We start from the raw sequence: 22698 nt of genomic DNA on the forward strand, positions 1-22698 counted from the left end.
AATTCTAAATAAGGGATAAAATTGCATCTTTATTCCTGTGGAAAAACCTGAGATTAGCATTTTGTTAGCTGATAATCAGCCGCTTACGGTAGCTGGTCTGCGATCGTTCCTGGCTGATAGAAGTGATCTGCGGGTGATCGAAGAGGTGCATGATGCCAAAAACCTGCGCGATGCCGTGAGCCGCAACCAGCCCGACCTCCTGATCGCGGACTATAACATACCCGGATTCATTACCCTGGATGACCTCGGGCAGCTAGCCAGGGATGTGACCCCACTGAATATCCTGGTGATCTCCTCAGACAATGATAAAGCTTCCATCATGAAGGCTTTGCAGCTGGGCGTGAAAGGATACCTGACCAAGGCCTGCAGCAGGGATGAGGTATTGCTGGCCATACAATCGGTGGCCAAGGGCGAGAAGTTCTTCTGTCACAAGATCCTGGACATTATCATGGAGAAGCATTTTTCGCCACAGCCGGAGAACTGCGACCCTACCATTCTTACCGTACGCGAAACGGAGATCCTGAAGCTCATTGCGAAAGGACGGTCCACACAGCAGATCGCAGACAATCTTCACCTGAGTCCACACACCGTACAAACGCACCGGAAGAGCATCATCCGCAAGCTTCAGATCAAGTCACCAACAGAGTTTGTGATCTACGCGCTGGACCTGGGGATCATTCAGAAATAGCTACGAGCTGCGAGCCCTGAGCTGTGAGTTTGCGTTACGCGTTTTGCGCGGCGAGCTCGGCCTGGCGTCTTTTCAACGACTTATCCAGCACAAAAGTACCGAAGGGAAGCAATGATGCGCCGAGGGCTACCAGCACCGAGAACCAGTTCCAGCGCATGGCCCTGATGCTCAGGAACACTGCGGCCACATAGGCGATGAACAATACGCCGTGTACCCAGCCCGTGAATTTAACCGCTTCGGGGATGTCCATCATATATTTCATCGGCATGGCAATGAGCAACAGCACGAGGAATGAGATGCCTTCGGAGATGCCTATTATTCTCAGGTTTTTGACCGTTTTCTGCATGGTTTGTGTTTTCGGCAACAAAGGTACTTGCTAACGTCCAATTTGCAAGTTTGGTAATCGGTAGTCAGTAATCAGTAATCAGGTAATCGGTAATCAGTAATCGGTGTTCAGTTATACACCCGCAGACCGATTACCGGTTACCGAATACCGATTACATTATTTCCCGCACGATCAGCCTCAGCTCATTGAGCATCATGGCGGTGGCTCCCCACACGATCTCTCCATCTATTTCAAAATGCGGGGCCAGCATCTTGTACCGGCCCGCTGCGAGGATCTCCTTTTGTTTCATGGCATCATCCCTGACGATGGATGCGAGATCACCTTCCAGGATCCTTGCCACTTCGTATGGATCGGGTTTGAAGTGCGGCCTCCCGTTTGCCGTAGCGATCACCGGTGTGACCATAAAATTGCTGGGCATCACAAAAAAATCACTGAGCTTGCCCAATACGGTGAGCTCGCTTTTTTTCACCCCGATCTCCTCTTCACACTCGCGTAAAGCCGTCTGCACGGAATCTTCGCCCGGCTCGGCCTTACCTCCGGGCAGACTGACCTGTCCGCCGTGAGCGCCGGGATACTCTGCCCGTTTGATCAGCGGAAATTTGAGTGTACCCTCCTCTTCGAACAAGAGGATGATCACGCCGCCCGGTTTCGGGGCGATCTTGTGGTCGAAGAGCGGCCTTACATCGCCTACCGGGTGCGCACGAAAGGGTTCGTGGGCATCACCACCAGGTAGAGGCAGAAGAAGACGCTGCTGTAGTTTTTCGCTGAGGTTCCGGAGGGATAAAGGCATCACGGTTGAAACAAAGCACAATGATAAAAAAACGCCGGGGAATGAAGAAGGTTCCCGGTCCAACCTTACCGGCAATTACTGTGTCTAAAAGAAAATGCACGTTATGAAAAACCTCCGTCACCTCTTTCTGTTCATGCTACTCTGCCTGTGCGGTTGTGATAACGAAGATGATAACCTCATGATATGTGGCGTCGCCAAGGACAATTGTGACCTCGTTCCCGATCCCGGTCATTGCATGGCATACATGCCCAGATACTACTTCGACAAGACCGAGGGAAAATGTAAAGAATTCATCTGGGGCGGCTGTGGTGGCGTTGTACCTTTCAATACCATGGAAGAATGTCTGCAGTGCGAGCAGACCAAAAACAAATAGTCCAGGAATGTAAAAGAACCAAGACCTATGAAAAAACTTCTCCCCTTCATGCTCTTCACTTTCCTCTTTCTATACAGCTGTGACGACAAAGAGGACCGCCTGTGCGGTTGCATGCCTCCTCCAAAATCCAGGTGTGAGCTAACGCCTGACCCGGGTCCCTGCGACGCACATATCCCCAAATATTACTTTGACAAGACCGAAATGAAGTGTAAGGAGTTCATATGGGGCGGCTGCGAAGGCGTTGTGCCTTTTAATACCATGGAAGAATGCCTGCTATGTGAGCAGAAAGCAGCAACCCTGAAAAAGTAACAATCAGAAACTGTCTTCGAATTTTGCCGCACCATCCTGTGACGACAACGTTACTGCGTTGATGCTTCCCGTGCCCTGGAAACGGTAGACCAACCCTACGATCTTTTTAGAGTCATGCACCTCGATCTCCTGCGCCAGCTCGTTATTGATGAGGATGCGGCCTTTTCCATTTTTCACTTCGCAGCGCACTTTCACCCATTGTGAAAGGTCGCATCCGAAAGCAGAGAGATCCGTTTTTTTACCATCGAATCCCTGATCATCCACGGCCAGGTACAGGTCTGAAACACAACCTTTGATGGATAACGGAACGATGATGATACTGCCTTCGAGCAACAGAGAAATATGCACGAACTGGCAAACGCCGGAGCCTTCGTTATAATCGCTGCGCACCTCGGTCTCAAAAATAAAATTGTCGGACCTGATGTCTCCAAAATCCTTCACGTTGTAATAAGACAACGAGGGTGTCTCCGGCTGAAAAGAGATGTTGTTCTCTTTCATCCTGCTTACCGGTAAGCTGAGCATACCGGGTTTTCTGAAATCGGCATCCTTGAAATATACGGGCACGGGCTCTTTGTTGGCGAGGGCCATCCAGCCACCCGATGTGATCCACAGATTGTGCTCCTTCACCACCTCACCCGCTACCACGAGCTTGGCCTGGAAAAAACCTGGCGTATAATAAATGGAAGTATGCTGACGTCCATCGCGGGGCACCTGCGTTCGCCGGCGCTCATCCCACGACTGCTGGATAAAAACAGAATCGACTGGCGCAGCGGAAGCATCATAATCGAAGATCACGGAATTAGGCACACCTTCTGACACTACCTTCATGCTGCTGAACGCGTACTGCGCGGGGTGAATTTGCTTTTCAGGACCCTTGCGGAATCCGTAAAGAAAAATGAACAGGATACCACCGCAGAGCGCCGTGCCTACCAGTCCTGAGCGCCAGAGTCTTCTGGTCTTGGCGGTACTTTCCGAAGCAGCCTTGTCTTGCATGGTGTGCTCCGTGCCATTGATATGTCCGTGACCGTTCCCATTACCGGACACTGCCGGCTGGCTTTGCTTGAAGGTGCGCCAGTTCTCATAACCGGTGAACTGGGCCAGCGTATTCAGTGTGGTGATGGTGGGCTTGCTGTCGTACTTCACCTTGCCCCAGATCCGCTTCAGGGTGGCAACGCTGAGGTTCACGCCAGTAGCCTCCTGGATCTTTTCACTGAGCACCTGGAAATCGTGGTTGGTCCATGATTCACTTCCTTCCCATCCCAGCTTTTCCTGGACCAGGTTCTTGCATTTATTCAGCAATATTTCGTCGGCATCCATAAGCTTGTCAACCATCGTTTCCCTTGTTTCTCCTTGAACAAAACATGTTCCGTTTTTGAACGGGTTTGTACACATCCCGGCAGCCCGCTTTCAGTATAATCGAATAAGATCGGCGGGGCGTTTTCTGTTACGAAAATAGCGGAAAAAAATGAGGAGTCAGAAGAAGGAGTAAGAAGTAAGGAGGCGGGGTAGGAATGAATAGAAGCATTGTAACATCAAAAAATAGATCATCATGAAAAGGAACATCAGTATTATCATTTTTTTAGGAGTTGTACAGTCTGTTTGTGCGCAGACGGCTGTTCCGTTTACGTCGGAGCGCTGGAAGTTTGAGGCCGAAGACCATCGCGCGGAAACGCATTTGGGCAAGCCAGGTGTGCGGTTGAAGGGAGGACGGGCTACGCTGCCGGATGTGAGCTTCGAGAATGGCATCATCGAATATGATATCGCCTTTTCGCAGCAGCGGGGTTTTCTCGGTGTGAGCTTCCGCATGCAGGATAACAGGAACTATGAAGAATTCTATGTGCGTCCCCACCAGTCAGGCAACCCTGACGCCAACCAGTACACACCCGTATATAACGGCCTCGCGGCATGGCAGCTGTATTACGGTGAAGGTTACGGCGCCCCGGTACAATATGCTTTCGATGAATGGATCCATGTCAAGCTGATGATCTCCGGCCAGTACATGGAGGTTTATATCCGTGATATGGAGAAACCAGTGCTCTTCTCTGAATTAAAGAGACCGGTTAGCAAAGGATACCTCGGCATCACCAACAACGGTGAAGGCTACTTTGCCAACTTCACCTATACCATTACAGATAACGTGCAGCTGCAGGGAACACCCAAACCGAAACAACCCGCCACACCGGGCACCGTTACGCGATGGGAGGTTTCTACACCAGTATCCGGAAAAGAAATGATGGCTGCCACCTCACTCAAACCAATTGAGAAAGGCTTATCATGGAAAACCGTGGAGTCTGAAAATACAGGCACTGTGAACCTGGCAAGTGTAGCCGAATGGTCTGAAGAGAACAACACCGTGCTCGCGAGGGTGGTTGTGAACGCCGAAAAAGACCAGCTCAAAAAATTTGTCTTCGGTTTTTCAGAGAGTGCCCGTGTATACCTCAATGGCAACCTTCTGTACTCCGGAGAAGATGTTTACCGCTCACGCGATTACAGGTTCCTCGGCACAATAGGTTATTTCGATGCCCTCTACCTCAACCTGAAAAAAGGCCGCAACGAGATCACTATTGCCGTTACCGAAATTTTTGGTGGATGGGGAGTGAGGGGGAGGTTCGAAGAGGTGAGTGGCATCAGCTTCCCGTAATTCAGTTACCAGTTGCCGGTTGCCGGATAGCCGGTTTAGTCTGGTGTGAACATCATGGTTTCGTTTCAAATGCAAGGTTTCAGATTACCTTGATGTTATCAGCCGTCTATCGTTGACCAGAACTCAAAACGTGTAGCGTATACGTCACAAACTGGCAACCGGTAACTGGCAACCGGCAACCTTCAGTTCCGCACCGGTACCGGCATCACGATCTGACTTAGGTGCCCGTTCTGACCGACGGATTGTACGGCGAAGAAATAGTTGTCTTTGGAGTGAGGTAGCTCGGCTTTGGTATCAGTGACGAAGATCTTCTTCTCCCAGAAAGGCTGATAGGTTTCGCGCATAAGGATGTAGTAACCTTTTGGTTTGGGGCCCGATGCCGGAGCTTCCCAGCTGAGGTACGTCATGTTGTCGAGGTTGACACGCATCTTCACCTGCGCCGGTTGCGCGGGAGCTTTCGCCAGGGTGGCCAGCGCTGCAAGGTTGAGCCTGGCAACATTGGCGGCATAGGTGTAGTCGACAAACTCAGATAAGTCTCCGTACTGAATGTTATTCTCCACCCGCACATTCTGGTGCTGGTGATTGAAGTTCTCGTTGAACTCGGTAAAACGCACCGCCGTGAACCCAAGCTGATTGAATGGCGTATGATCACCCCCGCGTAAAAAACGATCGGGTCTCGCATTGATCGTGGCCACAAAACCTTTCAGGTAAGGATCACTCACTTCTTTGATGTATCGCGCCAGCTGTCGCGAAGGACTGTCGTTCTCGGCTTTTAAAGCATTGCGTGCTGCGGTCTGCTCATCTGTTTCCAGCGCCGGCACCATCTCGCTGAAGATCCGCACGGTTTTATCATTCTTGTCGCCTGTTTCACTGGCTACTGAGTTACCAACAATGTCGTTGTTGAGCATGGCAATGAGGTTGGCCTGTTCCGCTTTCAGCTTGCTGGCCATGTGCCGCGCGCCCACCAGGCCCTGCTCCTCCCCCTGCACCGCCATGAAGATAATGGTGCATGGAAACTTCTTCTTCGACAGCACACGGGCCAGCTCCATCACAACAGCGACGCCTGATGCATCGTCGTTTGCACCGGGAGCGATGCCTACGCTGTCCATCACATCGGTATTGCGTGAATCGAGATGACCACTTACCAGCAGCACCCTGTTGTCTGTAGGATCGACACCTTTTAAAGTACCCAACACATTCTTCATAGTTACTGGCCGGGTGATGCGTGGCTGCCGCGGATTGGGCTCAAGCCGGTAAGGATCGAGTTGTACCGTCATATCGGCTTTATTGCGTTGGGCAAACTGTTTGAATTTGTAGGCTACCCATCTCCTGGCTGCGCCTATCCCGCGGGTGGCGCTTGCCGTGTCACTTAAGGAATGGCGTGTGCCAAAGCTCACCATTTTGGCAATGTAACTTTTGATGCTGTCGGCGGAGATTTCCTTAACGAGCGCCGCGATCTCCTGGTCAATCACCGGCTTAACGATCTCGGGCTTGGGAACACTACCCTTTTGCTGGGCAATTAAAGAACCGGCGAATAAGAGCGGGAGAAAAAGAAGCTTTCCAATGGCAAAACGCATGATGAGGTTAAGGTTAAGGCCAAAAGATAGTCAAAAAAAGTTGCCGGTTGCCAGTTGACGGATAGCCGGTTCCTGCCGGGTTAACCGGTTGCCGGTTGCCGGATAGCCGGTTTCGAGCAGCATGAGCATCACGGTTTTGTTTCAATGCTTGGGTTAGGATGAGATGGACGTCTTCAGTGTGATGTCTTTCTTGAACAGAACTCGAGCCCGAAGGGTACACGTCGCGAAACTGGCAACCGGTAACCGGCAACTGGCAACCGTTTCAAGCCATGGAAGCAAAGTACCCCCTCAGCTGCTTCTCGATGAGGCTGCAACTGACCAGGAACGGCTTCGAGTTGATGGTGATGTGAATGACAGGGTGCTGGATCACATAACTTCCACGGATGTCACCCAGGGGCGTGGAAACATCGAAGTTACCTGCATCTGAATTGCCCTGAAAATTGCCGCCTGCGCCCGTGATGGCGGTCCTTGCCTTTTTGGCAACTTCATCGGCGGTAGCGTTAAAAGAAATGGAAAAACTACATTGAGCCATGTGGAAATCCTTGTTTCAATACCTGGTGAAGATAAATAAATTTTTATACCAGCGAGTAAAAGGTACGAGGTACGAAGGACGAGGTACGTTCGGATCGTACCTCGTATCTCGTACTTTGGAATATTGGTTCGAAGGAAAGATGTGGCCGGCGTGTCCAACCGTGCTCAAAGACTCAAAAACTCTCTCGCGCCTTTTACCGCTGCTTCTACCGTAGTATAAACGATCACTTCACAATCGTCATCGGTAACAGCAACTTCGCGCACAAGGCTGTCTTGTTTGGCGGTGATCATCCATTGACAGTAGTATCCCTCACCCTGCGAGAAGGTATGCAGGTCTTCTTTCCTGTGAGCTACAGGCTGCACAGTAAGCTCGTAAACAAACCCTTCGTCTTCAAACTTCTCCTGGTGATTCATGTTGTTGGCTGGTACGGAATGCAAACTGAAGAATGTACACACAAGTTCACCGGTCGCCTGCGGTTTCCGGTACTTTTACTACATGCGTACCACGTGGCAGGCACCTATTAAATGTAAGGATTCCCGCATCAGAAACTTCATGGAAACAAGAGATTTATTTACCCTATCAGCACTTTGTCGATTTTCTTTTATGATATTTTACTTATATGATGGGGAACCGCGTGTTGAGAAGCAATGTTGTCGGCTGGAAGCAGGCAGCCGATTCAGTGATATTTCTTAATTTTAGACCACTATGTCAATATCGTCACAATCAGATCTACTCGGAATACAAAGGATCAGCGAAGTAGTTGGTGTTACCCTGAAAAAGATGCGTGAATTTGCCAGGCCCGGCATGACCACCCGGCAGCTTGACGATTATGGCGGCACATTGCTCAAAGAAGCGGGTGCCCGCTCAGCACCGTACATCACCTACGGATTTCCGGGCCACACCTGCATCAGCGTGAACCGGGAAGCGGCCCATGGGATCCCGTCTGAAAAAGTGACGCTCATGGAAGGCGACCTGGTGAACATCGACGTCTCCGCCGAGCTTGACGGATACTTTGCCGATAACGGCGGCTCTTTTGTACTGGGTCCTGACCTGCACAATCACCAGGCGCTGGTAGAGACCTCCAAACGTGTATTGTTCAACGCCATCAGCCAGATCAGGGGTGGTGTAAAGATCGCCGAGATCGGAAGACTGATCGAGACCGAAGCACGGCGCTCGGGCTACAATGTGATCAGGAACCTGGTTGGCCACGGCATCGGCAGAAAACTGCACGAAGAGCCCTCAGAGATCCCTAACTTTTACGATAAACACAATACAAAACGTTTCAGGAAAAATTCAGTGGTAGCGGTGGAGACCTTTATCTCTACGAAAGCCTCATACGTTTATGACAACGGCAATGGCTGGACGTATGCCGCGCGCGATGGCAGCTTTGTAGCCCAGCACGAACACACGATCATGGTTACCGACGAAAAACCCCTGATCCTCACAGCTTCTAATGGGATCTGGGAATGATTGTCAATGGTCGATGTGCAAATATGCCGATGGCAGTTCACTTCAATGGCATCCCCGAATTTGACCATTTTCGGAATTACCTCCGGGCAAAAGATATTTTTAACGGGTGTGATCTATACACTTAAAAGCCGGGCGGCATGTGTAGAAAAAAAGCCGCAGTATTTTGACTTACTGAGGCTTTTTTTATGGATTTAAGGTGATGTAAACTTAGTCTGCCTTCTTCCTGAAATACATCAGAAGGCTATACCATAGATATCCAATCACAAAAAGGATCATCAGAAAAAATACAGGACTCTCCATACCCAATAGTTTAAGTTTCCAAATGTAACGACGGTATAAAATGTTGTACCCGTCAGATCGCTCATTGGACAGCAAATGCCGTTGAAAGGTTGGAACGTGACCTAGCGAAAAAAACGAATGTGTTTTTGTCTGTTGCAACATCCGGTCTGTTCGTCTGTGAGTTAGTCCTGTTGATCGCTATAAAGTGCAGTTTGAAGAGGTGGAGGCTTCAAAAAAAAAATTTAATTCAATTATCTACCGAACCAGTTGAACCCAGCCTTTTAAAGTCTGCTGTTGTTTCTTCGGATCCATGACATCGAACGTTACGTTGGCAACGTAATAATAAACACCCGTTGAGAGCCACTGCCCGTCATTATCCCTCCCGTCCCAATTGATGTAGATGCTGCGCTCGCCTCCGCTCCTGAACGTATACACTTCCTTTCCCCAGCGGTTGAATACCTGGAAGTTGACCTTCTTCACAAAACGCTCGCATTGAGCATAATTGTCGTAACCAGGCACGCACGACTCAGGTGTATGCTGGATCAGGGGATTGAACGGTCCATAAGCGCTGAAGTATTCGTTGCAGTCATTTCCATCCGGTGTAAATACATTGGGCAATGCAAAATAAGGACAGTTGTCATTGCAAACGATTTCACTGTATTCACTCTCGATGCCCTGGCCATCCACTGATGTCACCTTGTAACACCTGGCGAACGAAGAAAGATTTCTGTCGACATAAGAATCACCTCTCACCTTGTCGGCGATCAGGGTGAACTCGCCATCTGGTGAAGACGAAGCATACACCCTGAACGAATGGATCTGCTTCTCGCAAGCTACCTGCCAGTGGATCCGGTTGCTGAAATCCCTGACGAGGCATTGTGAGGCGGCAAACAGCGCATCACAATCGATAACGTTCAGTGAAAGCGAAGGAGCGCAGGGCTTGCCATCGGCATCGGGCACCACACACACTACCTGCGAAAAATTCTCGAGCGGTTCGCGGATCGCAGCATTGCCATACACGCCGCGAGTGAGCACCCTGTAACAATATTTCTGTGTTTTGTCCAAAGGCATGTTATTATACTGTCCCCGGTCGTTATAGGCAAAGCCATTGCTGCTCTTCACGCTGTCGATGAGAATAAAATTCTGGGGGTCATCCGAGGTTCCTCTGAACACCAGGTGATACGGGAATCTCTCAGAAGTATTGAGCCACGGCACGTCGGCATTCCACGTGAGCGCTACACGGTCTGGCAGCACCCTGGGATCGAGGCGCACGGAAGAAGCCACGGCAGATGTGTCAACAGGGATCCACGAGGCAGGGTCGGAAGTGGTATTGGAGTACAGCACGATCCTGTAATTGAAGATCCCGTTCTCCGTGTCAATGCCGTCATCAACAAATGTGGTGTCCCGGATCCTGCTCTCCGGTGTGATGCGGATAACATCGTTTCCGTCAAAACCATTTGCCCTGTAAACCGCATATTCGTAAGGGCCGGGAAACTGCGACCGGTCTATTTCAAACGGCGCATACCAGTTCACCCGCACGGCGCCATCTTCTGCGTGTGTTTTCTCCACGGTAACGTTGGTGATCACGGGAGCGTTGGCAAAAAAGGGCGGGAGGCATATGTCCCTTGAGACATAGCTCTCGCCGCCCATAGGGAGAGGGAAAACAGCTACTAACCTGTAACAATAGGCCGCTCCCGGAGCAAGACCTTTCCCGTTGTTGGTGTCGGTAAAACGGGTCACCGGCTGACTGCTATCCGGATCTTTCAATCCCACTGTTGCCACCAGCGAATAACCGAGATCGGGCATGCCGGTCTCGCAATGTGAAGGCAGATAAGGATCGCCTTCGATCTTTCGCCACACCTGCATCTGGCTTGCATTGCTGCAAACGTATTCGTCCCACTGCAGCGTAGCCGAGCGTTTGTCGTGATCGGACCGTGCGTCTCTCCAGTTGGGTGGCGGCGCAACAACTTTTATCCTCCACGTTTTAAACGTCACGAGCTTCGGTCCCCGCGGCGGATTGTCAGTGATCTTGAACACCACATGGTAATATTGATCCCTCACGTGCTCACAGGAAGTGCTCCATTCAAACGAAAGCCTGGCAGGCGGTGCTGACGGCTGAAACTTAGGAGGCCGGGGATCGAAGGTGGCGGGCGACACCAACACCCTCAGTGCTTCAGAGTGCACCTCGATGAGCACAGGATGATTCTCAGGATCGGTTCCAAAAATAGTTTCCCGCAAGGTAGTACCTGCTATCACACAAGTGTCGTTGGGGATGATGAGGTCAGGGCGTGTGTTGTTACAATCCTCCACAACGATCTGCATGTCGCGTGTCACATAGCCTATACGATGCCAGTTACCAGATTTGTCTTTCGCCCATTCGATGATCCTGAAAGCGATGTTGTACTCACCTGCCGCTCCGGGCGCATCCCACTTGAGGTCACCGGTCGACGGATTGATCGAGAAAGACGGGATGCCGTTGTTGGTTTCGTTCCCGTTTTCATAGTTAAGATAGAATCTTCTGTCCGTAGGATCACGGTAGGAAGCCACGGGTGTCTCGCGCCCAAACATGGGTACAACCAGCTCATAGGAAAGGCTGTCGCCTCCATCGAGGTCTGACGCCGCGGGATTATGAAAGAATGCCACACCCACACACGCCCTGTCTATGGGCGGCGCTTCCAGCACGGGCAGGTATTTATTACACGATAGCGATGGGTCGACCAGGAACTCTGTTTGAACCACAAAAAGAATGGCATCGGAATTCCCGTCATTGAGGTTCACGATGTGATCGTTTCTGAAAGGTTCCGAATAACTGACAAGGTATACGCCGGGCGCGGGATAAACGTGGTTGATCTTGTAGATCACCATGCCCATATTCCGGCCCAGGTCAGGCCGTGGTTTGGTGACCTGCGGCGGTATCAGCATGCGCGTTCCATCTCCGAAATCGAGCCAGTCTTCAGGCCCGCCGACCACCACACCTGATTCCGTATCAAGATAGGCAGTGAAGGTGATCTCGAAGGTGAGCGATGAACAACTTACTCTTTGGATGGTTATTTCCCCCGCGCGAAGATGAGATGCCCGGGTAGCAGTGAAGAGCATCAGTCCTGACAACAGCAGGAACAGAAAGGGGATTTTTTTTGGCATAGTCAGTCGATTGGTTTAGGTATGAGACGACCATGGCCCACAAAAATAATTTTGCAGGTCAGCTTACATTACTGATAACTGTTGCTCGTTGGCATTTATTATACCAGGATAGAAAAGATTTGACCAGGATTAGCAGGATTTTGGGATTTTTCAGGATTGGTGGGAAGGAACTTTATAATGTTCGATGCCTTTCAACGCCCGCATAGCTTGGTGTACTCGGCCTGCGTAATGTCAGCATGTGTCATTGCCTTATGATAGTAGGCACAAGCCCGCTCTTTCTCCCCTTTGAGAAAAAAAGCTTCGCCGAGGAAAAAATTGATCCGGTCTACGGAGGCATCCATTTGTTCGGCCCTTTCGAGCAGCCTGATGGCCGATGCGGCATCTTTTACCTTTAAATAATAGATGCCTTTGTTACGGTATGCCCAGGCGTTGTAGGGATCTTCGCTGATGCTATGGTCGATATCTGTCAGCGCGCTGGTCAGGTCGTTCTTTAAAAGGTGGAGATAACCACGGTTGTTGATAAAGTAGGCGTCGCTGGGTTTGAGCTCCAGTGCCTTGTTGATCCACACCATGGCCTGGTCGTAGTCACCTTGCTCCATGGCAATAAGCGAAAGTGTGTTGAAGGCGTTGGGCTCTTTATCTTCGAGCTTCAGCGCCTGGTCGATAGACCTGCGGGCCGAATCGTATTTCTTCTCATAATAGTAGACGGTGCCCAGGTTCACCAGCGCGCTGGCGTTTGATGCATCCCGGCGTAGTGCTTCGTGAAAAGAACGGGCCGCTTTGTCATAGTCATGCATCTTGGTATAGATCAGTCCGCGTGAAAAAAATACAGGCACAGTATCGCCATGATGCCGGTCATACATGTCGAGGTCGGCCAGCGCAGCACCGGCATTGTTGAGCTCATACTGTGTGTTGGACCGGTTCAGGTACACCTCATAAAAATCGGGGCGGCAATCCAGCGCCTTGTTGTAATATTCCAGCGCTGTGCCAAAGTCGCCCTCCTTATGATAGATCGTGCCCAGGTTATTCCAGGCATCGGCGAAGCATGAATCGATGCGCAAAGCTTCATGGTAGTATCGCTTGGCCTCCTGGAAGCTCCGCGTGGTCACCTTGTCATTGCCCAGCAACAGAAATCGCTGCAGCTTGGTCTCTTTACTGTCTCCACAAGCCGCCAGTGCCAGCAGCAAGAGCAAATGCCAGTTCTTCATATGTTTCGGGTTACGGCAAAACTAAATTGTCAATGATCAATGTGCAAATCAATAACAGGATTAACAGGATTAACAGGATTCACTGGATTAAGTGTCCAGGTATTCAAATCCTGTCTATCCCGAGAATCCTTTCATTCTGGTCATCCTTCGATGCTGGCACCAAACTACCGTTCGGTGAGCTTTTACAGGGCCGCCTGCCGCTCAATTTTTTACCAGATTTATCGTGTTTAACAGCGGGAAATTTTGAGTTATCAGAACATTTTTTGTTATTGCACCCGCATTCAGATATGAATATAACGCTCAACATTAGCCTGCACCACCATCATCATGTTACCCACACGATGCGTGGCAAGGTATTATTTTGAGTTTTTAATAACTAAAATATCAGGGGCTTGTCACGTGTGGCAAGCCTTTTTCATTTTAAACGGTTTAGCAGCTTATGCAGACATTACTTAGAATCGCCATTCAGAAATCGGGTCGCCTCCAGGAAGGATCGCTGGAGCTTTTAAGGGAAAGCGGACTGTCGTTCAGCAACGGAAAAGATCAGCTGAAAACACAAGCCCGTAATTTTCCTGTGGAAGTATTATTCCTCCGCGACGATGACATTCCCCAGTACATCGAAGACAAGGTGGCCGACGTGGGCATTGTAGGAGAGAACATCTTCGTTGAAAAACAAAAGAAGAACCAGTTGATCCGCAAGCTGGATTTTGCAAAATGCCGCCTCTCCATCGCCGTGCCCAAAACCGACGACTACAAAAGTGTTCAATGGCTGCAGGGAAAAAACATCGCCACGTCGTATCCCAACATCGTCAAAAGTTTTCTGAAGAAAAACAATGTCGAAGCCGGCATCCACGAGATCAGCGGATCGGTGGAGATCGCCCCGGGCATTGGCCTGGCCGACGCCATCTGCGATATCGTGAGCACCGGCAGCACATTGCTGAGCAATGGCCTGAAAGAAGTGGAAACCGTAATGCAGTCTGAGGCCGTCATCATCGCCACACCCGAGCTGGAGCGGGCCAAGCAGGAGATCCTTGACAAGCTCCTGTTCAGGATCGAAGCCGTGAAGAAAGCCAAGAACAACAAATATATTTTATTAAACTGCCCCAATGATGCCATTGAAGGTATCACGTCGGTAATCCCCGGCATGAAGAGTCCAACCATCATTCCCCTGAAACGCGAAGGCTGGAGCTCCCTGCATTCTGTGGTGGATGAGAACGACTTCTGGGAAAAGATTGACCAGCTCAAAGCTTTCGGCGCCGAAGGGATCCTGGTGGTGCCCATCGAAAAAATGATCATGTAAATTCTTTAATAACCACATTTGTAAATTCAAAAGGCAGAGCCATGAAGATATACACCAATCCGTCTGCAGAAACGTGGAAAGAGCTTGTACAACGGCCACAGATCGAGCTCAGCTTTCTGGAAAGCTCCGTGCGCAACATCATCAACCGCGTGAGAAAGTCGGGCGACCAGGCCATCCGCGAGCTCACCCTTCAGTTCGACAAGGTGTCCGTGCAAGCGCTGCAAGTGACTCCTGCCGAGATCGCTGAAGCAGAAAAGAGCTTGTCAGAAGATCTTAAAAAAGCTATCCGGACCGCTGCGGCCAACATCGAAAAATTCCACGCGGCACAAAAACGCGATGTGGTGGAGCTTGAAACAACGCCGGGCGTGCGTTGCTGGCGCAAAGGTGTTCCCATCAGCAAGGTCGGTATTTATATTCCGGGAGGATCGGCCCCGCTTTTTTCAACGGTGCTTATGCTGGGCATTCCTGCAAAGCTTGCCGCCTGCGAAGAGGTGATCCTCTGCACACCGCCTGACAAGAATGGAAAGATCAATGCGGCCATCCTGTTCGCCGCACAACTGGTAGGCGTTACAAAGATCTTCAAGGCCGGTGGCGCGCAAGCTATTGCAGCGCTCGCTTATGGAACGGAGACCATTCCCGCCGTGTACAAGATCTTCGGGCCGGGAAATCAATACGTGACGAAAGCCAAACAGATCGTTACCGAAGACGGTGTTGCCATCGATATGCCCGCCGGCCCTTCAGAAGTGCTCGTGATGGCAGACGAGACCGCCAACCCGAAGTTTGTAGCGGCAGACCTTCTCTCACAAGCAGAGCACGGAGAAGACAGCCAGGTGATGCTGGTGCTGCTGAATGAAAACCTCCTCAAGCCCATCCAGGAAGAGATCGCCGCGCAGCTGAGCAAGCTGCCCCGTAAAGCCATCGCAGAAAGAGCCCTTGCCGCCAGCAGCGTGGTGAGCTTTGCCGACCGCAAAACAGCCGTCAGCTTTGTCAACGCTTACGCGCCCGAACACCTCATCATCAATCTGAAAGATACCGACACCGTAGCCGCGCAGATCGTGAACGCCGGTTCTGTGTTCCTCGGCAACTTTTCACCCGAAGCCATCGGCGACTATGCGTCGGGCACCAACCACACCCTGCCCACCAACGGTTATGCGAAAGCGTACGCCGGTGTATCACTCGAAAGTTTTATGAAGTACATTACGTTCCAGCAGCTCACCGCGGAAGGGATCCGGAATTTAGGACCCAGCGTTGAGCAGATGGCTGAAGCCGAGCAGCTCATTGGTCACAAAATGGCTGTACGCGTTCGCCTGGAGCAGTTAAGCACAAACTAAGACACCATGACAAAACGATCTAAATCTTTTATCGACATCAATACACTGGTGAGAAAGAACATCCTCACCCTGAAACCTTACTCCTCTGCCCGCGACGAGTTCAAAGGTGAAGCGGAGGTTTTCCTCGACGCCAATGAAAACCCCTACCCCTCACCCTATAACCGCTACCCCGACCCGCTGCAGCGCTCCGTGAAAGCAAAGCTGGCCGAGGCGAAGGGCGTTGATCCCGCGAACATATTCCTCGGCAACGGCAGCGACGAAGCCATCGACCTCCTGATCAGGGCATTCTGCGAACCGTACCAGGATTCGATACTGATCACAGATCCCACCTATGGCATGTACTCCGTCTGCGCCGAAGTGAATGGCGTCAATGTACAACAGGTGGTGCTCACACCCGACTTCGACCTCGACCTCGAAGCGCTCCCTAAAACTTTCGATGCGTCAACCAAGATCCTCTTTCTCTGCAGCCCCAATAATCCCACGGGCAACCTGCTCAGCCGCGACAAGATCATGGAGGTGCTCAAACGTTTCTACGGCCTGGTGGTGATAGACGAAGCCTACATCGACTTCGCCAAAAGCAAGAGTTTTGTGCACGAGCTTGCCAAATACCCGCACCTGGTGGTGTTGCAAACTTTCTCAAAAGCCTGGGGCCTCGCCGGCCTTCGCCTGGGAATGTGCTTTGCATCGCCGGAGATCATTCACATCCTGAACAAGATCAAGTATCCGTATAACGTGAACATCCGCACGCAGGACCTCGCGCTCGATGCGCTGGATAACGCCTACCGGAAAGACATCTGGGTGGATGAGATCCTCACGCAGCGCGACAAGCTTGTGAAGGCGCTGAGGTCTTTGAAGATCGTTGACAAGGTGTTTCACTCCGATGCCAACTTTGTACTGGTGCGCGTCAAAGATGCTCCCTTCACGTATCAATACCTGACCGATAACAAGATCATCGTCCGGGATCGCTCGCGGGTTACGCTGTGCTACAACTGTATTCGCATCACGGTAGGAACTCCTGAAGAAAACGACAAACTCATCGAGGCACTTAAAAAATTATGAAAAAAGTATTGTTCATCGACCGCGACGGAACTCTTATCATTGAACCTCCCGATCAGCAGATCGACAGCCTTGAAAAGCTGGAGTTCTATCCGGGTATATTCACCTGGCTCGGCAAGATCGTGCGCGAATCGGATTATGAGCTTGTGATGGTCACCAACCAGGACGGCCTTGGCACCGAGAGCTTCCCCGAAGACACCTTCTGGCCGGCGCATGAGAAGATGCTGAAAGCCTTTGAGAACGAAGGCATCCGGTTCTCACGGATCCTGATAGACCGCTCTTTTGCACACGAGAATAAACCCACGCGAAAACCCGGCATCGGCATGCTCACCGATTTCCTTACGGGATCGTATGACCTGAAAAATTCTTACGTGATCGGCGACCGTGTCACTGATATTCAGCTCGCCCACAACATCGGTGCAAAAGGTATCCTGATCAACAGCGGAAGCCTCGCTCCGAAAGTGAAAGAGGCAGGGCTGGAAGCATGCTGCGCGCTGACGTCGGCAAGCTGGGAAGCAGTTTATAAACTCGTGAGCCAGCCCGAAAGAAAAGCGTCTGTGACCCGTACTACCAAAGAAACGGACATCAGCATCAACATCAATCTTGACGGGAACGGGAAGTCGTCCATCACAACAGGCCTCGGTTTCTTCGATCACATGCTCGATCAATTGTCAAGACATGGCAACATCGATCTCGAAATAAAAGTGAAAGGCGACCTGCACATCGATGAGCACCATACCATTGAAGATACGGCGCTGGCACTGGGTGAAGCGTTCCTGAAAGCGCTGGGGGATAAACGTGGCATCGAGCGTTACGGCTTCTGCCTGCCGATGGATGACTGCCTCGCGCAGGTGGCCCTTGACTTTGGCGGAAGGCCATGGCTGGTATGGGAAGCCGAATTCAAACGCGAGAAGATCGGAGAAATGCCGACCGAGATGTTCTACCATTTCTTCAAATCGTTCTCAGACACCTCGAAGAGCAACCTGAACATCAAGGCCGAAGGAACCAACGAGCACCACAAGATAGAAGCGATCTTCAAAGCTTTCGCGAAAGCGATAAAAGTTGCAGTGAAGCGAGAAGGGAATCAGTTGCCAAGTACCAAGGGAGTGTTATGATACAAAGTGAGTCCTTTATTTCCCGCAGATCGCGCTGATCAACGCAGAAAAAGATCTGCGACTATCTGCGGAATCTGCGGGAACAAAACACTGAAATAAGAAAAATGAAACTTTCCATAATACGATACAACGCCGGCAACATCCAATCCGTCTCCTTCGCGCTGGAGCGACTGGGGGTCGATTTTACGATCACGGATGATCCGGAGCAGATCAGCAGCGCGGACAAAGTCCTGTTTCCTGGGGTGGGTGAAGCCAGCACCACCATGAACTACCTGAGGAACAAAGGTCTCGATAAAGTGATCCTGGGCCTGAAGCAACCGGTGCTCGGTATCTGCCTCGGTATGCAGCTGATGTGCCGGCACTCGGAAGAAAACAACACGGACTGTCTTGGCATCTTCGATGAGACGGTAAAACAATTCATCCCCAAGGGCGACATGAAAGTTCCGCACATGGGATGGAACCAGCTGAAGCTTTCCAATGGCTGGATGGATCCTGCCCTTCAAAACAAAAACGTATACTTTGTTCACAGCTTCTACGTGCCGGTGAATCCGCATACATCGGCCGTTACAGAATACATCAATCCTTTCAGCGCGGCCATGCGCAAGGATAATTTTTACGCTGTGCAATTCCACCCGGAGAAATCCGCGGAAGCTGGCGAGCTTGTACTAAAAACTTTTTTAAGGTCATGAGGATCATTCCCGCTATTGATATTATCGACGGAAAATGTGTACGTCTTACCCAGGGCGACTATGCCCAGAAAAAGATCTACAACGAAGATCCGCTGGCCGTAGCCAAAAGTTTTGAAAACGCCGGCATAAAATACCTCCACCTGGTAGACCTCGATGGCGCGAAAGCAGGCGCTGTGAAGAATTGGGCCGTGGTAAAAGCCATCACCTCGGCAACAAAGCTCCAGGTAGATTTTGGAGGAGGTATCAAAAAAGAAGACGATATCACAAAGCTGCTCGACCATGGGGTGAAGCAGGTGAACCTGGGCAGCATTGCCGTGAAAGATCCGAAACTGGTATTTCATTGGATCAGCAAGTTTGGCGCAGACAAGATCATTCTCAGCGCTGATGTCAAGAACGAGCTGGTACAGATCAGCGGCTGGCTGGAAAGTGCTTCTATCACCATCGAGGATTTCGTGAAGGATTTCGAGCAACATGGTATCCGGTACATCACCTGCACCGACATCAGCACCGACGGCATGCTGAGTGGCCCGAACGAAGCCCTTTATCAAAAACTGGTAAAACGGTTTCCCGGCATACAATGGATCGCCAGTGGTGGCGTAAGCGCAGTCTCCGATCTGGAGAAGCTGAAGACACTGGGAATGGACGGTGTCATTATCGGTAAAGCTATTTACGAAGGAAAGATCAAACTGGAAGAACTCACGAAATTCTGATATGCTCACAAAACGTATCATACCCTGCCTCGACATCAAAGACGGGCGCACTGTAAAGGGTGTCAATTTTGTCAATATCCGCGATGCGGGCGATCCCGTGGAACTGGCCGCGGCTTATGCGGAACAAGGTGCCGACGAGCTGGTGTTCCTGGACATCTCCGCTACCAATGAAAAACGGAAAACACTGGCATCGCTGGTAAAGCAGATCGCCAGGCACATCAATATTCCATTCACAGTAGGCGGTGGCATCAGCAGCCCTGAGGATGTAGGCCCTTTGCTGGAATCGGGCGCAGACAAGGTGAGCATCAACTCTTCAGCCGTACGCAATCCGCAGCTGATCGACGAGCTCGCCAAAGCCTTCGGGTCTCAATGTATTGTGCTGGCGATAGACGCGCGCAGGGTGGGCAACCAGTGGACAGTGCATACCCACGGCGGCAAACAACCCACCGATAAGAAATTGTTTACGTGGGCTAAAGAAGGCCAGGAACGCGGCGCCGGCGAAATTTTGTTCACCAGCATGGACCACGACGGCACCAAGAGCGGGTTCGCCATCGATCCACTCGCCAAGCTCAACGGGCTGCTGCACATACCTGTTGTTGCTTCGGGCGGTGCCGGCAACGAAGGACATTTTATGGACGCCTTCGTTTTAGGAAAAGCTGATGCAGCGCTGGCAGCCAGCATCTTCCACTTCGGCGAGATCAAGATCCCCGCCCTGAAATCATTCTTACAGCAAAAAGGAATCAACATCAGACCAGGCCATGAATAATTTAACAATAGATTTCAGCAAGCTGAACGGACTCGTTCCCTGCATCATCCAGGATGCCACCACGCAACGTGTGCTCATGCTGGGATTCATGAACGAAGAAGCTTACAACAAAACGATCCAGGAAAAAAAGGTGGTCTTCTTCAGCCGCAGCAAACAACGCCTGTGGATGAAAGGTGAAACTTCCGGCAATGTGTTCGACCTGGTGGACATCGTCTCCGACTGCGACAACGACACATTGTTAGTGAAAGTGCACCCCCGGGGACCTGCATGCCATACCGGAGCCGACACCTGCTTCAATGAAATCAACGAGCAATGGAATATCGACGCGCTCGAAAAGGTCATCCACGACAGAAAGGTCAATCCATCCAAGTCATCGTACACCACCAGCCTCTTTGAATCGGGCCTCAACAAGATCGCACAAAAAGTAGGTGAAGAAGCCGTTGAGCTCATCATCGAAGCCAAGGACAATAACAAGGAGCTGTTCCTCAACGAGGCCGCAGACCTGATGTTCCATTACCTGGTGTTGCTGCAGGAGAAGGGGTATACCTTCGATGACGTGCTCAGTGTTTTGAAAAAGCGGCACAAGAAATAGGGAATCAGTTGCCGGTTGCCAGTTGCCGGATAGCCGGTTTCGTGCAGTGTGGACGTCGTGATTTTTGTTTCTGCACACGGGTGAATGAGACACAGAACCCATACGTGAAAGTGTAAACCTCTCAAAACTGGCAACCGGTAACCGGCAACTGGCAACTACTTGTCGTTATACACGGTGAGGTCAGACGTTTTCGGGTAGGTCTTCAGGTACGAGAGCTTGTAGGTGATGGTCTTGCGCCGTTCCATTTCCGAATACTCCGCTTCGAGCATTTCGGCTGACTCGTTTACCATGGAGAATGAGATCGACGTTCCATTAGGCTCAATGTGTTTGTAGATAAAGGTCTTTCCCTCGGCCAGCACGCTCAGCTCGCCTACCACGGGATATTTTTTAGCATCGCGGTAGCTGAGCGAAACCTCCAGGTAGTCGCGTGTGGAGCTGGGCCAGTCGCGGAGGATGGCTATCCGCGCGTAATTATCCTTACGCTCCACGATGGTGATCTTTTCGCGTTTGCTTAAGAAACGTTTGTTTCGCTTCACGATCACACATGATACGGAATAGATGCCTTCGAGAGGGTCGCTCTTCTCTTTTCCGAAGTAACGCCGCATCATGTCCTCGAAATCAACTTCCTCGTAAACGGTTTTCTTGAGCTTCTTATCGGATCTCGGCTGCGCTTCAGCCAGGTGCGACATCAGCATAACAACGAGCAGTACTCCATACACTTTGCGCATAACCATGACGTTTTTAGAAACAGATATCCTCGTATACACCACTGGTGCTCGTGCGACATGAAAGCTTACCCCTCATGGCATCGGGCTTAAACAATGATTTTCCCAGCAGCATGCGCACACATTCCTGGATCCCCTCTGTGATAGACGGATGGGGGTGCACACATTCCGCCAGCTCTTCAATACCTTTATCCATCGAAATGAGCAGCGCCACAGCCTGCATGGCACTGGAAGCGTGGTTGCCCACGATCTTCAGGCCCAGGATCTTCATCTGCTCGTCGTTGCTCACCAGCAGCTTGATAAACCCCTGTGTATTGCGTTTGGCGATGGCACGGGGAATACAAGCGTAGTCGAGGGTAACAACTTTGTAGTCGATGCCCTTTTCACGGGCGCTCACTTCGTTCAGCCCCACCCCTGCCACTTCCGGGTTCAGGAACATGATGGTGCTGATGTTCTCGTACACCAGTTTCCGTTTCGGATTACCGAAGATCTTCTCCACAGCGTACCGCCCCTCCAGCTCCCCCACGTTGACCAGCGAAATGTCTGATGTAATATCTCCTACAGCATAAATATTGCCAATGTTGGTCTGTGTGTCGTTATCTTCAATGCCACGTTTGGTGATATTGATGGTAACGTTGTCTTCCCAAAGCTCTTCATAGTTAGGGGTTCTACCCACCGCCACAAGGGCTTTTGCCACATTGAAGATCTCCTTGCCACCGTCCGTGTACTCGAGCTCGTACTCCACGCGATCGTTTTTTACTTCCATACGGATCAGCCGCGAATTCCGGTGGATCAGCACGCCGTTGTTCTCCATATTGCGCTCGATCACGCGTACCACATCTTCATCTTCAAACGGCAGGATGCGGTCGCCTTTATCGATCAGGTGCACTTTAGTTTTTCCGAAGCCGGAAAAGATCGTGGCATACTCGCAACCGATAACACCAGCGCCCACGATCACCATACTTTCCGGAAAATCATCCATGTTCTCGATGCCATCGCTGGTCATCACGATCTTTTCATCGATCGGTAACTCGGGCAGATAACGCGGACGGCTTCCTGT

At 51.0% G+C, this 22698-nt stretch carries 23 protein-coding genes; 13 read left to right on the forward strand and 10 right to left on the reverse strand.

Features of this window, described 5'->3' with window-relative positions; translation table 11 throughout:
• The first annotated feature begins 61 nt into the window (after window positions 1–61).
• A complete protein-coding gene (locus KK083_RS27690; protein ID WP_254169392.1) occupies window positions 62–688 on the forward strand; it encodes a LuxR C-terminal-related transcriptional regulator in 627 nt (208 codons plus the stop codon).
• A gap of 34 nt (window positions 689–722) precedes the next feature.
• On the opposite strand, the gene KK083_RS27695 is transcribed toward KK083_RS27690, so the two are convergent.
• Both KK083_RS27695 and KK083_RS27700 read right to left on the reverse strand, forming a co-directional pair.
• A complete protein-coding gene (locus KK083_RS27695; RefSeq protein WP_254169393.1) occupies window positions 723–1034 on the reverse strand; it encodes a DUF3817 domain-containing protein in 312 nt (103 codons plus the stop codon).
• A 151-nt stretch (window positions 1035–1185) separates the two neighbouring features.
• The gene (locus tag KK083_RS27700) at window positions 1186–1824 is read right to left on the reverse strand and encodes an NUDIX hydrolase (protein ID WP_254169414.1); all 639 of its coding nucleotides are present in this window, start codon (window positions 1822–1824) and stop codon (window positions 1186–1188) included.
• Between the two features lie 103 nt (window positions 1825–1927).
• On the opposite strand from KK083_RS27700, the gene KK083_RS27705 reads away from it, so the two are divergent.
• The gene (locus KK083_RS27705) at window positions 1928–2197 is read left to right on the forward strand and encodes a BPTI/Kunitz-type proteinase inhibitor domain-containing protein (protein WP_254169394.1); all 270 of its coding nucleotides are present in this window, start codon (window positions 1928–1930) and stop codon (window positions 2195–2197) included.
• Between the two features lie 27 nt (window positions 2198–2224).
• A complete protein-coding gene (locus KK083_RS27710) occupies window positions 2225–2506 on the forward strand; it encodes a BPTI/Kunitz domain-containing protein (RefSeq protein ID WP_254169395.1) in 282 nt (93 codons plus the stop codon).
• A 3-nt stretch (window positions 2507–2509) separates the two neighbouring features.
• On the opposite strand, the gene KK083_RS27715 is transcribed toward KK083_RS27710, so the two are convergent.
• Window positions 2510–3838, reverse strand: coding sequence for a hypothetical protein (locus KK083_RS27715; RefSeq protein ID WP_254169396.1), 1329 nt, complete (start codon window positions 3836–3838; stop codon window positions 2510–2512).
• 217 nt (window positions 3839–4055) lie between these two features.
• Here KK083_RS27715 and KK083_RS27720 point away from each other — a divergent pair, with 217 nt between their 5' ends.
• Window positions 4056–5147, forward strand: a complete 1092-nt coding sequence (locus KK083_RS27720) for a hypothetical protein (RefSeq protein WP_254169397.1) — start codon at window positions 4056–4058, stop codon at window positions 5145–5147.
• A 182-nt stretch (window positions 5148–5329) separates the two neighbouring features.
• Here the strand turns inward: KK083_RS27720 and KK083_RS27725 are convergent, their stop codons facing one another.
• The 3 genes from KK083_RS27725 to KK083_RS27735 form a co-directional block, all read right to left on the reverse strand.
• On the reverse strand, window positions 5330–6724 hold the full coding sequence (locus KK083_RS27725) for a M20/M25/M40 family metallo-hydrolase (protein WP_254169398.1): 1395 nt from the start codon (window positions 6722–6724) through the stop codon (window positions 5330–5332).
• A gap of 262 nt (window positions 6725–6986) precedes the next feature.
• Window positions 6987–7256 carry a hypothetical protein gene (locus KK083_RS27730; protein WP_254169399.1) on the reverse strand — a complete coding sequence of 90 codons (270 nt, stop codon included), beginning with the start codon at window positions 7254–7256 and terminating at the stop codon, window positions 6987–6989.
• A gap of 164 nt (window positions 7257–7420) precedes the next feature.
• Window positions 7421–7693, reverse strand: coding sequence for a hypothetical protein (locus KK083_RS27735; RefSeq protein WP_254169400.1), 273 nt, complete (start codon window positions 7691–7693; stop codon window positions 7421–7423).
• A gap of 268 nt (window positions 7694–7961) precedes the next feature.
• On the opposite strand from KK083_RS27735, the gene map reads away from it, so the two are divergent.
• On the forward strand, window positions 7962–8726 hold the full coding sequence (map, locus tag KK083_RS27740) for a type I methionyl aminopeptidase (protein WP_254169401.1): 765 nt from the start codon (window positions 7962–7964) through the stop codon (window positions 8724–8726).
• Window positions 8727–9260: 534 nt separating this feature from the next.
• Here map and KK083_RS27745 read toward each other — a convergent pair.
• A complete protein-coding gene (locus tag KK083_RS27745) occupies window positions 9261–12146 on the reverse strand; it encodes a T9SS type B sorting domain-containing protein (RefSeq protein WP_254169402.1) in 2886 nt (961 codons plus the stop codon).
• A 191-nt stretch (window positions 12147–12337) separates the two neighbouring features.
• Window positions 12338–13354, reverse strand: coding sequence for a tetratricopeptide repeat protein (locus tag KK083_RS27750; protein ID WP_254169403.1), 1017 nt, complete (start codon window positions 13352–13354; stop codon window positions 12338–12340).
• 439 nt (window positions 13355–13793) lie between these two features.
• On the opposite strand from KK083_RS27750, the gene hisG reads away from it, so the two are divergent.
• The 8 genes from hisG to hisIE all read left to right on the forward strand — a co-directional run bounded on the left by hisG (window position 13794) and on the right by hisIE (window position 20913).
• Window positions 13794–14654 carry an ATP phosphoribosyltransferase gene (gene hisG / locus KK083_RS27755; protein ID WP_254169404.1) on the forward strand — a complete coding sequence of 287 codons (861 nt, stop codon included), beginning with the start codon at window positions 13794–13796 and terminating at the stop codon, window positions 14652–14654.
• 41 nt (window positions 14655–14695) lie between these two features.
• A complete protein-coding gene (gene hisD / locus KK083_RS27760) occupies window positions 14696–15985 on the forward strand; it encodes a histidinol dehydrogenase (RefSeq protein WP_254169405.1) in 1290 nt (429 codons plus the stop codon).
• A gap of 6 nt (window positions 15986–15991) precedes the next feature.
• Complete coding sequence (gene hisC / locus KK083_RS27765) at window positions 15992–17044, forward strand: histidinol-phosphate transaminase (RefSeq protein WP_254169406.1); 1053 nt, start codon at window positions 15992–15994, stop codon at window positions 17042–17044.
• Window positions 17041–18156 (forward strand): bifunctional histidinol-phosphatase/imidazoleglycerol-phosphate dehydratase HisB, encoded by a 1116-nt coding sequence (gene hisB / locus KK083_RS27770; protein ID WP_254169407.1) that lies wholly within the window; start codon window positions 17041–17043, stop codon window positions 18154–18156. Before hisC ends, hisB begins: the two co-directional genes overlap by 4 nt.
• Before the next feature lie 104 nt (window positions 18157–18260).
• Window positions 18261–18845, forward strand: a complete 585-nt coding sequence (hisH, locus tag KK083_RS27775) for an imidazole glycerol phosphate synthase subunit HisH (RefSeq protein WP_254169408.1) — start codon at window positions 18261–18263, stop codon at window positions 18843–18845.
• Window positions 18842–19555: a 1-(5-phosphoribosyl)-5-[(5-phosphoribosylamino)methylideneamino]imidazole-4-carboxamide isomerase gene (gene hisA / locus KK083_RS27780; RefSeq protein ID WP_254169409.1), complete on the forward strand. Its 714-nt coding sequence runs from the start codon at window positions 18842–18844 to the stop codon at window positions 19553–19555. The genes hisH and hisA overlap by 4 nt, the downstream gene beginning before the upstream one ends.
• Before the next feature lies 1 nt (window position 19556).
• The gene (hisF, locus tag KK083_RS27785) at window positions 19557–20321 is read left to right on the forward strand and encodes an imidazole glycerol phosphate synthase subunit HisF (protein ID WP_254169410.1); all 765 of its coding nucleotides are present in this window, start codon (window positions 19557–19559) and stop codon (window positions 20319–20321) included.
• Window positions 20314–20913 (forward strand): bifunctional phosphoribosyl-AMP cyclohydrolase/phosphoribosyl-ATP diphosphatase HisIE, encoded by a 600-nt coding sequence (hisIE, locus tag KK083_RS27790; protein WP_254169411.1) that lies wholly within the window; start codon window positions 20314–20316, stop codon window positions 20911–20913. Before hisF ends, hisIE begins: the two co-directional genes overlap by 8 nt.
• Before the next feature lie 155 nt (window positions 20914–21068).
• Here the strand turns inward: hisIE and KK083_RS27795 are convergent, their stop codons facing one another.
• Entirely contained in the window at window positions 21069–21641 is a 573-nt protein-coding gene (locus KK083_RS27795) for a hypothetical protein (RefSeq protein ID WP_254169412.1), read from the reverse strand.
• Window positions 21642–21654: 13 nt separating this feature from the next.
• A partial coding sequence (locus KK083_RS27800; protein WP_254169413.1) for a dihydrolipoyl dehydrogenase family protein occupies window positions 21655–22698 on the reverse strand: 1044 nt, incomplete at its 5' end.

Source organism: Chryseosolibacter histidinae, from assembly GCF_018598225.1.
Lineage (GTDB): Bacteria > Bacteroidota > Bacteroidia > Cytophagales > Cyclobacteriaceae > Chryseosolibacter > Chryseosolibacter histidini.